We start from the raw sequence: 12,939 nt of genomic DNA on the forward strand, positions 1-12,939 counted from the left end.
ACACAAATGTAAGAAACTCAACGGAACTTACATACGTTTTATTTTACCACCAAGAATTGTACGTTCTTCAACTTCTTTTGGTTTGCCATAAATATAGACATTTCCACCTGCTTTAATTCTAGCATTGGCAGATTCTGTAGCATGGACATAAGCTTCACCAGCTGCGTTAATACTAACGTCTGTCTTTTCGGTAATAAAATCTTCACCATTAAAGACGCCGCCAGTATAAATTGAAATATCTTGATTTTTAGAACTTCCGGTTGTATTAATAATACCTCCAGTAACGGCTCTAAAATTAGCATAAGTCGTTTCTAAATCGGCCGTAATCTCTGCTCCTTCTTGTACTCTTAAATCTATTTCGTATTGCTTTATAGTTTCCTTTACAGTCACTTTTGCACCTTCATTAGCATCAATTTCATCTACAGAAGTAAAATATAGTAATACAACCGTATCGTCACCATCGTAGCTTTCTCTAAGATTCATGCGTATTTTAAGTTTTCCGTTGTTATTAACAACTTCAACATCATTTCTGTTTTTACCTGAAATAATGACTTTATTTTCATCAGAAGCCATCATTTTAAGATGAATTAAATCAAACACCTTTACGATTGAAAATTCACCAACTTGTTTTTCAATACCATCTTGAGCATTGATAAATAAAGAGCAAACTAACGCTAATACTAAACCTATCTTTTTCATAAAATATCCTTATTTTAAGGTAAACACTTTTTTCATAAATAACCATTTTAACTGAATTTCCTCTCCTGAACGTTTTTTAACAATACGTCTTTGAGGAGTTAAAATAATAGTGAATACAGCAGATAATACTGCTAATACCATTTGATTAATATCTACAAAAATAGCTTGAATACTAAATCTGATCATCACATAAATAACGGCAAATATTAAAAAAACGTATATGCCAGCTTTTGTACTTGTCTTCATTAAACGGCAACTTTTACTGCAGTTCCTGTTACAGAAACCATTGCATAATTAGAGGTTGTTAACTCAATTTCTACTTTAATACCTACAACGGCATTTGCGTTAAGCTTAGCTGCGTTATCTTGTAACGTTTGAAACGCTTCTTCTTTTACAGTCTCAATACTAACTTGTAACTTATTGTAATATTTAGACATACTAAATCCCATGGCAATAGCTTGTTTGTTTATGGCAACACCAGTTACAATACCCAAATAATCTATGATATTATGGTTTTCTATAGAATTAGTGGTCGTAAGAATCATCTATTAAAAATTTATTTATAAGTCCCTTTTTAGGTTGAACTATTACAAAATTATTTACGCTTCTGGTTTACCTATCATGTAAAAATCTAAATGCTTTTTAACTAAATCTGCATTCTTAACTTTTACAATAACCTCATCACCAAGCTGATACATGGTTCCGGTTTTTTGACCAATCATAGCGTATTGATCTTGGTCAAACTGATAGTGATCATCTTTCATATCTCTAACACTCACCATACCTTCACATTTATTAGACACAATTTCGATGTAAATTCCCCAATCCGTAACTCCAGAAATAACTCCCAAGAATTCTTCGTCTTGGTGATCTTGCATAAAACGAATCTGCATGTATTTAATAGAATCGCGCTCAGCTCTCGTTGCTAAGTATTCCATATTACTAGAATGCTTACATTTCTCTTCGTAAATTTCTTGATTAGCTGATTTTTCACCATCTAAATACTGTTGTAATAAACGGTGTGCCATAACATCTGGATAACGACGAATTGGCGATGTAAAATGACTGTAGTACTCAAATGCTAATCCGTAGTGACCGATATTGTGTGTGGTATATTCGGCTTTAGACATGGTACGAATCGTTAACGTATCTACTAAATTTTGTTCCTTTTTACCAACAACATCTTTTAATAAATTATTTAAAGACGATGCAATACTGCCTTTATCTTTAAAATTTAATTTATGTCCAAAACGCCCCACAACCGTTTGTAATTGTGCTAGTTTAGATTCGTCTGGTTCATCGTGTACACGGTATACAAAAGTTTTCTCAGGTTTTTGTTTTCCAACATATTCTGATACTTTTCTGTTGGCTAATAACATGAATTCTTCAATCATTTTATTAGCATCCTTACTGGTCTTAAAGTGAATACCTATTGGATTTGCTTCTTCATCTAAATTAAATTTAACTTCAACTTTATCAAAAGAAATAGCTCCATCTCGCATACGTGCTGTACGCATTTTTCGAGCTAATTGGTTCATTTTAATGGTGGCCTGAGCGACCTCTACAGACGTTTGATATGCTGCACCGGTTAATGAAACTTCAACCGGAATTGTAGTATCTATTTTATCAGGGTTCTTTAAAACGTCAACCTCGTTAATTTTTGCATTATTTTCAATGATTGCTTGTGCTTCCTCGTAGGCAAAACGGGCATCAGAATAGGTTACCGTTCTACCGAACCATTCATTTTTAATTTCACATTTATCATTCATATGAAACACTGCAGAAAAGGTATATTTCTCTTCGTGTGGACGCAATGAACAGGCTCCGTTAGATAATATTTCTGGCAACATTGGCACTACACGATCTACTAAATAAATAGACGTCGCACGTTCGTAAGCTTCATCATCTAAAATTGTTCCTGGTTGTAAGTAATGCGAAACATCTGCAATATGAATTCCGATCTCATATAAGCCATTATCTAATACTTTAAAGGATAAGGCATCATCAAAATCTTTAGCGTCCTTAGGATCTATGGTAAAGGTTAAATCTTTACGCATATCTCTACGTTTCGCTATTTCTTCGGCTGTAATTGAGGTATCAATTTTATTAGCGAAGGCTTCAACGTCTTCTGGAAATTCTAATGGTAGGCCATATTCTGCTAAAATAGCATGGATTTCTGTACTGTGTTCTCCAGGTTTCCCTAAAACTTCAATCACTTTTCCGTTAGGTGAATCTGATTTTTCTGGCCAATCTTCTAAAGAGACCAGTACTTTATCACCATCTTCTGCCTTATTAATTTTGTTGATAGGCACAAAAATATCGGTGTACATTTTGTTGCTATCTGCTACAACAAAGGCAAATCCTTTTTTATCATGAATTTGAATGGTACCAACATATTCCGTTTTTGCACGTTTTATAATAGTGGTAATTTCTCCTTCTTGTTTACCTCTATGTTTTCGTTTGTAAGCGTAGAACTCTACTTCATCGCCATTTAAGGCTTTGTTAATATTGTTTGAAGCTACAAAAATATCGTCTTCAAAATCATCTGAAATAATATATCCGTTGCCTTTAGCACCAAGATCTAAAATACCAGTATGATATTCGTTGTTAACAACTGCTTTAAATTTACCACGATCTACTTCTTCAATCTCTTCTTTTGCTTTGAGTTGTTGAAGTTTTTTTATAATCTGATTGCGACTACTGGCATCATTAACGCCTAATTTTGCTGCAATTTGTTTATAGTTGAATGTTGCGTTTCTGTCTTTTTTTAAAATACTAAGAATTGTATTTGTAAGGTTGGAAATCTTATTATTTGAAGGTTTCCTGTGTTTCTTTTTTGTCATTTATAATTGTAATCTATTTATTGTATTTGTTATTCTATGTAAGCTTACAAATCCTTTAGATTTAGCAATAAGTCTAAGAATAACAACTTATTTAAAACTTAACTTTAGCGAAGAGAGGTTATTAAGTTTGGTACAAAGTTACGTTTTAATTTTTTAATGGTGTTTCTTTAAGGTTAAATTAATAGTAATAACGTATTAATACCTGTGATACTTCAACTAAAAGTATAAGGTTTTAATAGTACTATTTAACAATGCGACTCAACATACCTATTCCCTATTCTATTTAAGAGAAACATATTCTATCTTATTATTTCAACTTAACTATACTTTAAAAGAGAAATTCATAAATCTTATTTTTTTTAAAATTTACAGTTATGAACATATATATACATATAATCAGTTTTCTTTTAAAATTTAAAAAAATAAATGGTGGTTATTATAGTATGTTAATAGTGGCTATAACTTTTTGAAGTTTTATTTTGATTAATCGTAGTTTACATTTTACAACATTTTAGTTAACACTAAGTTTACATCTAAACGCTTCATCTTTAAGCTAAATTAAAAAGCTATTAACAACTGTTAATAACGAATGTTAATAGAATTAGCTAACATGTATTTCTAAAAATACTGTTCATTTCACATCTTTTTAGTTTGATAACTTATTTTAAAAAAAGTGCTAACTAATTAGGTTATGAAGTTCTAATTTTGGTTTGGAAAAATAACTGAATAATCCTAATTTTTGTTTTCAATAGTTGTAAACAGATATTAACAATTAGACTTCATTTTATTTAGAGTTATCAACAGTGTTAATAAGCTATATCTAAAATATCATTTTCAAACTTAAAACTAATGAATAAGTAAGCCCTTATAAGTTATGCTTAGTTGTAAGCAATTATTAACTTTGATGTCTAATAAGTAAAGACAATTTATTATGACTATCTCAATAGGAAACGATCACGCAGGCCCAGATTACAAATTTGCCATTATAAAACATTTAGAGAGTAAAGGCTATACTATTACTAATTATGGAACAGACAGTTTAGATAGTGTTGATTATCCAGATTTTGTACATCCAGTTGCTAAAGATGTAGAAACTAAAAAAGTAGATTTTGGTATTCTTATTTGTGGAAGCGCAAACGGAGTGGCTATGACGGCTAATAAGTATCAGCATGTAAGAGCTGGTGTGTGTTGGACGAATGAAATCACAGAATTAACACGTTTACATAATAATGCTAACATTATATGTATCCCAGCACGTTTTACGTCTATACCACAAGCTATAAAAATGGTAGATACGTTTTTAGAGACTAAATTTGAAGGTGGTCGTCATCAAAACCGTGTGGATAAGATCCCGGCGTCATGTTAATATCAATTCTAAATTGATATCAAATGAATCTCCATCAAAACCATTCTCACAGTCCTAAAGATTTAAGAGGTCAAAAGCTATTAATATCAATAGTATTAAATATTGTTATTACAGTAGCTCAGGTTATTGGTGGACTCGTTTCAGGTAGTTTATCATTACTAAGTGATGCTTTACATAATTTTAGCGATGTTATATCTTTAATTGTGAGTTATGTCGCTTCGCGTTTATCAAAGCAGAAAGCCTCTATTAATAGAACTTTTGGTTATAAACGTGCCGAAATCTTAGCAGCTTTTGTTAATGCTAGTACGTTAATAATAGTCGCTATTATCTTAATTTTTGAAGCTGTAAAACGTTTTAATAATCCTCAAGAAATAGAATCTAACTTAGTTATTTGGTTAGCTATTGTAGCCATTATAGGAAATGGTTTGAGTGTTTTATTATTAAGAAAAGATTCTAAAAATAATATCAATATGCGTTCGGCGTATTTGCATTTATTTACAGATATGTTGGCTAGTGTGGCGGTACTAATTGGTGGATTATTGATGAAATACTATCAATTGTTTTGGGTAGATAGTTTATTAACTTTATTAATTGCTTTGTATTTAATTTGGGTGGGTTACGCTCTATTAAAAACATCTACAGGTATGTTAATGCTGTTTACACCAGATACTATTAATATTAAAGATGTTGTAAGAACTGTTAATAAGTTACCTAAAGTTAGTAAACTACATCATGTTCATATATGGAATTTAAGTGACGATGAATTGCATTTAGAAGCGCATTTAGACTTAACAGAAGATATTTCTACAACAGATTTTAATGCATTGCTTTTAGATATTGAAACGGTCTTACATGACGAATTTAATATCAACCATGTCACCATTCAACCAGAGTTTAATAAAGAAGATCCTAAAGAGGTCATAGTACAAGATTAATGCTAGATATCATAACAAAAAATTTCGAAGACTTAACGACGCAAGAACTTTATAATGTACTTCAATTACGAAGTGAAGTGTTTGTCGTTGAACAAGATTGCGTGTACCAAGATATCGATGGAAAGGACCAAAAAGCACTTCATATTTTAGGTTATGATAATAATGTCTTAGTGGCTTACACACGTGTTTTTAAACCAGGCTATTATTTTGAAGAATCTAGTATTGGTAGAGTTGTTGTGCAACAAAAAGCACGAAAATTTAAATATGGTTACGCTATTATGAAGGCTTCTATAGAGGCTATTAAAACGCATTATAACGAAACTACTATTAGGATTTCCGCACAGATGTATTTAAAAAACTTCTATAATAATTTAGAATTCAAAGAAGTAGGAGAAGAGTACCTAGAAGATGGTATTCCGCATATAAATATGATTAAATCTTAATTATTTCTTTTCGTAAATACGCGTCACTAAAATTTCGACACGTCTATCTAATTGAGGTTCGCCTCCAAGAGGTTGTTTTCTTCGCATACCGGCAAATTTCATACGGTAATGCTTAACACCTTTATCTACTAAGTAATCATAGATATATTTTGCTCTAGCCACAGATAGATTTCGTTTTTTAGTCTTACGATCAATGGCATCTCTTTCACCTTGTGTACAGCATACATGGCCTTCTATAGTGAAATAAACATTGGTACGATCTACTAAAATTTCTGCAATTCTATCGAGTACAACTTTAGATTCTTTGGTTAAATAGCTATAACCGGTTCTAAATAATAAATTGTCGAGTAAAATTTTATCGCCTTCTTTTAAATCACCTTTTAATAAATCTTCAGTTTTATCTACTACGGGCTTTTCTTCTTTAGGTTTTGGTGGAAAAACAGGAGTTACAACGATTTCAACTTTACGGTTTAAACCACGTATTTTGTTAAGGTCATTTTCTTTAATAATATTGACTAATATTTTACCTTTTCCATCAACATTAGTCATTTTTGACTCGTCAAATTCATTATTAGAAAACACTTCTTTTATAGCATCTGCACGATTTTGAGATAATACAAGATTGTAATTATCACTACCTCTATCATCGGTAAAACCATATATAGTTACTTTTTCTATATCGACATCTTCAATTTTAGATAAAAATAATAATAATCTGCTGTGTTCTGTTTCAGGAATATCGTGTTGATCAGTTTCAAAATAGACTTCGTGCTTCAATTCTTTTTGAGAAAAGGAGAGCTGAAAACATAGGCATAAAAAGATAATTAGGGGTTTCATGTTTTTATAATAGTTTTCTCAATTATAGAAAAAATTTAAGAGGTTAAATATAAATAATTTATGTGCTATCTCAAAATACTTGCGTACTGAGACGGATTATTAAGAATACTTAAACCTTTTTTTATTTCTGAATTATTAGCAGTGTAATACGTATATAAACCTTCACTGTAAAAGTAACGTTTAATTATTTCGTCTGTAAGTAGCGCTTTTAATTGCGTTTTATTGGAGTCAATAGCATTGGATTTATACGCTTGTAAAGCCTGGGTTAAATCGTTGTATTCTGCATTAATAACCGCTTTTAGTTCTTCTTCCTCAGCGATTCTTATGGCATCATGTAAGGCAACTTCAGTCTTAGTTTCAAAATTAAAACCGCTTGCTTTTATGTAGTTTTTAAATTTTTTAAAGTCCGAATCCGACAGTGAAAAGCTTTTTAAATCTTCTATTTTATTATCGTAATAAAACTCAGTGGCGAAGTTGAAAACCAAATTTTCATTAGATATAGCTTTGGTAATTGTTGTATGCTTAGAAAACTCAACCTCCATATCTGGTTCTACACCACCTCCATCAAATACATCGCGTCCATTTCTAGTTTTAAATGCATTATAATTTTCTTGTTGTGTTCTCGTGGCTTTACCATTTTCATCACGATTCCAATAATCTAAGGCCTGAATACAGCGTCCAGATGGTGTATAATACCTGGAGATTGTAATCTTCATTTGTGTACCATAAGTCAATGGTTTTGGTCTTTGTACTAAACCTTTTCCAAAGCTACGTGTACCAACAACTACAGCTCTATCCATATCTTGTAAAGCACCAGAAACTATTTCGCTTGCCGAAGCACTTTTACCATCAATTAATACGACTAATGGAATTTCAGTATCAACAGCGTCGCGTTGTGTATAATAGGTTTTATTGTATTTTTTGACTTTAGATTTAGTGGTTACCACTAACTGATCTTTAGGTACAAAAATATTAGTGACGTTAACCGCTTCATGTAATAAACCACCAGGATTTCCTCTTAAATCTAATATTAATTGCGTAGCTCCTTGATTTTTTAAGGCTTTTATTGCGCTAATAGTTTCAGAAGAGGCTTTATCATTAAACTTTCTTAGCACTACATAACCTGTTTTTTCATCGACCATAGAGTAATGCGGCACAGCTTTAATTTCTAAAGATTCTCTAATAATTTTTACAGTATTGGTTTTACCTTGTCTTTTATAGGTTACAGAAACTTCTGTACCTGCTGCTCCTTGTAATAAGTTGGCAGCGTCATCTTTAAAATCGGCAACGGTAACTTTATCTACTTTAATAATTTCATCACCTGCTTTTAAACCAGCTTTATCTGCTGCATAATTTTGGTAAGGTTCAACAATAACCAATTTATCTTTTAATGTTAATACCTTAGCTCCAATACCTGTGTAATCGCCTGCATTGTTAATTCTAGAGGCTTCTACGTCCTGTTCGTTATAAAATTGGGTGTAAGGATCTAAATCGTCTAACATGCTTTTAATAGCCGTATCCATTAAGTCTCCAGGATTGGTATCATCCACATAATTCATGTTGATTTCTTTAAATAGCGTGGTGAATATTTCTATTTGCTTCGCGATTTCAAAAAAATCATTTTTAAAAGCTGTAGTACCAAAAAATATAAGCACAGCCAATACAGGAAATAATACGTTTTTATGTAGAAGATTTTTCATGTGTCAATTAAAGGATAAATTTTAAACAAACGCATTTCATTTGTCAGAAGTATTAGCATCTGTTGGTTCTATGAATGGCTCAGTTTTTACTAAAAATTTTTTAAACAATGATTTTATACTTTGATCAAGTTTATCAAAAGTTGTTCCATCTTTACTAAGGTATAAAATCATAAACGCATAAGATACAGAACTATTGTTAAAGTATAGGGGTTTATTAAGTCTGTAAGCTTCACGAAGCAACCGTTTAATTTGATTTCTAGAAACAGCTGTTTTATGCAATCGTTTACTGACAGAAACACCTGTTTTTAGTTGTGAGTCATCTTCAAACTTAGTTTTAAGATACACTAATCTTAGAGGGTAAGCGGTTACGGCTTTGCCTTCAGTAAAAAGTTGCTCTATGAGTTTTTTACTTTTGAGTTTATCTTTTTTTGAATAGTTGAAGTTCACTTTCTAATTAATCTAGTTTAACAAAAATAGAAAACCGCATCAACATGATGCGGTTTTAAAACATTTATATTACAAGTGTTTATTTAATTGTAAACACATTGTTAGTTCTATCAACATCTGCCATCATCTGAGAATTATCAATCTCTACTGATTTTACAGCTTTTTTAGCATCGAATGAATAGGTTGGTATTGCCCAAGCCCAATCATTAATAGTAGTTGCTGAGGTTGGTTTTTCTCCACGCATCATTTGTAGCGGAATATAAAAATTCTCTGTACTACCATCCGTATAAGTTACCGAAATATCTAAAGGCATTGGCATTAAACCAATACGTTCTAAGGTGATGGATTTGCCTTCAACTGAAGCAATACCATAATCAATAGTATTAGTAGTTTGTGCAAAATCTATAAAATACCAATCGAGTTCAAAATCGGTGATACGTTCTGCAGTTCTAATAATATCGAATGGTTTTGGGTGTTTAAATTTAAAATCTTGGTAATATTTTTTGATGGTTTTATCTAAATTATCATCTCCAATGACATACCCTAATTGCGCTAAAAACACAGCACCTTTACTGTAAGCAGCAGCACCATAAACTCCATTTGAAGCATAACGGTCAGAGTGCGTAGTCAACGGTTGCTCTACACCAGAATTTGCTAAAGCTAAATAGCCTCTATAAGATCCAGAAAGCGGATTCGATTTTTTATTTTCACTCAGAGAATTCATCGCTAAGTTAGAAATATAACTTGTAAAGCCTTCATCCATCCATTCGTGTTTAGATTCATTAGAAGCTAGTATAAATTGAAACCATTTATGTGCTAACTCGTGTGCTGTAACACCTAGTAAGCTGCCATAGCTTCGCTCACCAGTAATTAATGTAGACATAGCATATTCCATACCACCATCTCCACCTTGAATTACTGAATATTGATCATATGGATAGTCTCCAATATGTTCACTAAAGAACTCCATAAGTTTAGCAGTTTCCGCTGGTAATTTCTTCCAATTGTCTAAATACTTTTGATCTAATGTTTTCTTGTAATAGAAGTGAAGTAATGGGCCATTTGGCATTTGCAACGTATCGTGAATATAATCCGGATCCGCAGCCCAAGTAAAGTCATGCACTTTAGGAGCTTTAAAATGATGGGTTTTCTTTCCAGATTTTAAAGTTGGTTCTCCTTGAAGATAGCCTGTTCCTCCAACAATATAGTCTTTATCGATAGATAATTTTACATCAAAATCTCCCCAAACACCATGAAATTCTCTTCCTATGTAAGGATCTGCGTGCCAACCTTCATCATCATATTCTGCTAATTTTGGATACCATTGAGACATCGATAAGGCTACACCTTCAGAACTATTTCTACCAGAACGACGAACTTGAATAGGCACTTGAGCATCAAAATCCATATTAAAAGTGACTTTTTCTCCTGGTTGAATCGGTTGATTCAGCGTTACTTCTAAGACCGTACCAACAGTTTCATAAGAAATTGAAGTTCCATTTTGTTGTAATGAATTAACTTTAATGTAACCAATTTCATTCGGCTGAAGTTTACTAATACGATCACCGACACGACGATCTGGATCATTAATAGTACGAGAGCGCACATCCATTTCACTACCTGGTTGAAAGGCATTAAAATAGAGGTGATAATACACCCGATTAAGTACATCTGGTGAATTGTTGGTATAAACCAATTTTTGTGTTCCTTTATACTGATAGTTATTGACATCCATATCAATTTCCATCGTATAATCTACGTGTTGTTGCCAATAGCCAAATGTGGATGCGTTAACTGAATTAGTGCTTTGAAGCGCTTTTTCGGTAGAACCGCAAGAGACTAAAATTAGAAGTGAAAAAAGACTGAGAAAGGAATGTTTCATAACATATGTTTTTAATGAATATAGAGACTTTATAAGAAATTGGGTTATTTAGATGTACTGACTAAATAACCCAATTATTTTAATATAATCCAAAAAGGATTATTATAATTTTGAAGCCATAATTAAGGCGTTGTAAGCATTAACGATTCTACCAGATGTAGATAAATCTGAAAATGACTTAACGTTAGAAGCATCACCACCAACAACAACTTTTGTTGTTAAAGGTAATCCTGATTCTACAATAACTTGCTTCACTTGTGCAGCACTTAATTTAGGGTAGTAAGAACGTACTAAAGCAACGACACCAGCAACAGCAGGTGATGCCATAGATGTACCACTTATGCTTTTATAATCATTCTCTGGAAATGTTGAATAGATAGCAGATCCTGGAGCAAATACATCCACATTCTTTTTTCCATAATTAGAAAAACCAGAGACAATTTTAGAACCATATTTTGAGGTTAATGAACCCACTCTAATGTATGTGTTTGAGATTTCAACAAAATCAACATTATCATCTGGGAAATTAGCACCTTCATCCACATTTTTACTGTCGTTACCAGCAGCATGTACAAATACAACATCATTATCAGACGCATATTTAATAGCATCTCTTACCCATACTGGATGTGGAGAAAACGATTTACCAAAACTTCCGTTTATTACTTTTGCACCATTATCTACGGCATAACGAATAGCTAATGCGACATCTTTATCGTATTCATCTCCATTAGGAACAGTTCTAATTGACATAATTTCTACGTTATTAGCAACACCATTTGCTCCTTTTCCATTGTTACGCTCTGCAGCAATAATACCAGCAACATGCGTTCCGTGAGATTCTGATTTTTTAACAGGCTTAACGTTTCCATTTCCATAACCTATATCAGATAAATCATTGATATCATCGCCAGTAGTACGACCCGAAAAGTCAACATTAAAATGATAATTTAAACGTTCATTAAAACTTTCTAATTGCTCAGTAATTTCTGCATTAGCGTCTTTAAAAGTACCACCGTTTGCATTTATATTTTGTGCAATTTGAATGGCTTGGCCTAAAGCTTCATCTTCTGTTTTAATAGCATTAACCTCTTCTATGGTATAGTCGCTTTTACCTAAGTGTGCTGTTAATTTTTCATCAGCATTTTTTAAGACACTTAAAATTTGCTCATATCTGGTTTTAGCACCAAGATAGGTTTCATATTCCTCTTTTTGTAAAGCTACAGCTTCATCATAACGGGGATTAGAAGTATCTCCGCTTGCTATTAAACGAACATATTCTAACTGCTCATCATAACCATATCCTAAGAAATTCCATCCATGTACATCATCAATGTAGCCATTCTTATCATCATCTATTCCATTGTTTGGTATTTCATCTTCGTTAGTCCAAAGTACATTTCTTAAATCTTCGTGATCAATGTCAATACCAGAATCGATGACAGCAACGATAACCTTAGTTCCTTTTTTATTTTTAATAATTTCAGTGTAAGCTTTATCAACACTCATTCCAGGAATGGTATCATTGACAAGGTCTAGGTGTCCCCAATTTTTAGCTTCAACATCTGTTAATTCTGTAACTTTTAAAGGTGAAGAATCTATGTTTTCGATTGGTGTAGAAAGAATTTCTCCAGTGCTACCACATCCTAAAAATAGTGTTCCTGCAAATCCTAAATAGGCTATTATTCTGTAATTAAATTTCATGTGTCTATGTTTATTGTTTTTTAAAGGTCACATGGTACATTCATATAATCATTCTCTTGGCGATCAAAAGTGAAATATGAATG

The 12,939-nt window shown here is 32.2% G+C and carries 12 protein-coding genes; 3 read left to right on the top strand and 9 right to left on the bottom strand.

The window, feature by feature from the left end:
• Window positions 1-27: 27 nt before the first annotated feature.
• The 4 genes from DFQ09_RS14655 to rnr are packed head-to-tail and all read right to left on the bottom strand — an operon-like array spanning window position 28 to window position 3,542.
• The gene (locus DFQ09_RS14655) at window positions 28-699 is read right to left on the bottom strand and encodes a head GIN domain-containing protein (protein ID WP_115811636.1); all 672 of its coding nucleotides are present in this window, start codon (window positions 697-699) and stop codon (window positions 28-30) included.
• A 9-nt stretch (window positions 700-708) separates the two neighbouring features.
• A complete protein-coding gene (locus DFQ09_RS14660) occupies window positions 709-945 on the bottom strand; it encodes a hypothetical protein (RefSeq protein ID WP_115811638.1) in 237 nt (78 codons plus the stop codon).
• On the bottom strand, window positions 945-1,244 hold the full coding sequence (locus DFQ09_RS14665; RefSeq protein WP_092466027.1) for a YbjQ family protein: 300 nt from the start codon (window positions 1,242-1,244) through the stop codon (window positions 945-947). Before DFQ09_RS14665 ends, DFQ09_RS14660 begins: the two co-directional genes overlap by 1 nt.
• A gap of 54 nt (window positions 1,245-1,298) precedes the next feature.
• Window positions 1,299-3,542 (bottom strand): ribonuclease R, encoded by a 2,244-nt coding sequence (gene rnr, locus DFQ09_RS14670; RefSeq protein WP_115811640.1) that lies wholly within the window; start codon window positions 3,540-3,542, stop codon window positions 1,299-1,301.
• Between the two features lie 931 nt (window positions 3,543-4,473).
• On the opposite strand from rnr, the gene rpiB reads away from it, so the two are divergent.
• The 3 genes from rpiB to DFQ09_RS14685 are packed head-to-tail and all read left to right on the top strand — an operon-like array spanning window position 4,474 to window position 6,286.
• The gene (gene rpiB / locus DFQ09_RS14675; RefSeq protein ID WP_115811641.1) at window positions 4,474-4,908 is read left to right on the top strand and encodes a ribose 5-phosphate isomerase B; all 435 of its coding nucleotides are present in this window, start codon (window positions 4,474-4,476) and stop codon (window positions 4,906-4,908) included.
• 23 nt (window positions 4,909-4,931) lie between these two features.
• A complete protein-coding gene (locus tag DFQ09_RS14680; protein ID WP_115811643.1) occupies window positions 4,932-5,843 on the top strand; it encodes a cation diffusion facilitator family transporter in 912 nt (303 codons plus the stop codon).
• The gene (locus DFQ09_RS14685) at window positions 5,843-6,286 is read left to right on the top strand and encodes a GNAT family N-acetyltransferase (protein WP_115811645.1); all 444 of its coding nucleotides are present in this window, start codon (window positions 5,843-5,845) and stop codon (window positions 6,284-6,286) included. Before DFQ09_RS14680 ends, DFQ09_RS14685 begins: the two co-directional genes overlap by 1 nt.
• Here DFQ09_RS14685 and DFQ09_RS14690 read toward each other — a convergent pair whose 3' ends face one another.
• The 5 genes from DFQ09_RS14690 to DFQ09_RS14710 form a co-directional block, all read right to left on the bottom strand.
• Window positions 6,287-7,123, bottom strand: coding sequence for an OmpA family protein (locus DFQ09_RS14690; protein ID WP_115811647.1), 837 nt, complete (start codon window positions 7,121-7,123; stop codon window positions 6,287-6,289).
• A gap of 65 nt (window positions 7,124-7,188) precedes the next feature.
• Complete coding sequence (locus tag DFQ09_RS14695; protein WP_115811649.1) at window positions 7,189-8,823, bottom strand: S41 family peptidase; 1,635 nt, start codon at window positions 8,821-8,823, stop codon at window positions 7,189-7,191.
• Window positions 8,824-8,859: 36 nt separating this feature from the next.
• Complete coding sequence (gene rnpA, locus DFQ09_RS14700; protein ID WP_115811651.1) at window positions 8,860-9,270, bottom strand: ribonuclease P protein component; 411 nt, start codon at window positions 9,268-9,270, stop codon at window positions 8,860-8,862.
• 79 nt (window positions 9,271-9,349) lie between these two features.
• Window positions 9,350-11,152, bottom strand: coding sequence for a M1 family metallopeptidase (locus DFQ09_RS14705; protein ID WP_115811653.1), 1,803 nt, complete (start codon window positions 11,150-11,152; stop codon window positions 9,350-9,352).
• A gap of 102 nt (window positions 11,153-11,254) precedes the next feature.
• The gene (locus DFQ09_RS14710) at window positions 11,255-12,856 is read right to left on the bottom strand and encodes a S8 family peptidase (protein WP_115811655.1); all 1,602 of its coding nucleotides are present in this window, start codon (window positions 12,854-12,856) and stop codon (window positions 11,255-11,257) included.
• Window positions 12,857-12,939 lie beyond the last annotated feature (83 nt).

It is taken from the genome of Winogradskyella pacifica, from assembly GCF_003386275.1.
GTDB lineage: Bacteria > Bacteroidota > Bacteroidia > Flavobacteriales > Flavobacteriaceae > Winogradskyella > Winogradskyella pacifica.

Excerpts from the sequence above, each read along its gene's own strand:
- DFQ09_RS14655 (WP_115811636.1), bottom strand. The coding sequence starts at position 699 with ATGAAAAAGATAGGTTTAGTATTAGCGTTAGTTTGCTCTTTATTTATC.
- DFQ09_RS14660 (WP_115811638.1), bottom strand. The coding sequence starts at position 945 with ATGAAGACAAGTACAAAAGCTGGCATATACGTTTTTTTAATATTTGCC.
- DFQ09_RS14665 (WP_092466027.1), bottom strand. The coding sequence starts at position 1,244 with ATGATTCTTACGACCACTAATTCTATAGAAAACCATAATATCATAGAT.
- rnr (WP_115811640.1), bottom strand. The coding sequence starts at position 3,542 with ATGACAAAAAAGAAACACAGGAAACCTTCAAATAATAAGATTTCCAAC.
- rpiB (WP_115811641.1), top strand. The coding sequence starts at position 4,474 with ATGACTATCTCAATAGGAAACGATCACGCAGGCCCAGATTACAAATTT.
- DFQ09_RS14680 (WP_115811643.1), top strand. The coding sequence starts at position 4,932 with ATGAATCTCCATCAAAACCATTCTCACAGTCCTAAAGATTTAAGAGGT.
- DFQ09_RS14685 (WP_115811645.1), top strand. The coding sequence starts at position 5,843 with ATGCTAGATATCATAACAAAAAATTTCGAAGACTTAACGACGCAAGAA.
- DFQ09_RS14690 (WP_115811647.1), bottom strand. The coding sequence starts at position 7,123 with ATGAAACCCCTAATTATCTTTTTATGCCTATGTTTTCAGCTCTCCTTT.
- DFQ09_RS14695 (WP_115811649.1), bottom strand. The coding sequence starts at position 8,823 with ATGAAAAATCTTCTACATAAAAACGTATTATTTCCTGTATTGGCTGTG.
- DFQ09_RS14705 (WP_115811653.1), bottom strand. The coding sequence starts at position 11,152 with ATGAAACATTCCTTTCTCAGTCTTTTTTCACTTCTAATTTTAGTCTCT.
- DFQ09_RS14710 (WP_115811655.1), bottom strand. The coding sequence starts at position 12,856 with ATGAAATTTAATTACAGAATAATAGCCTATTTAGGATTTGCAGGAACA.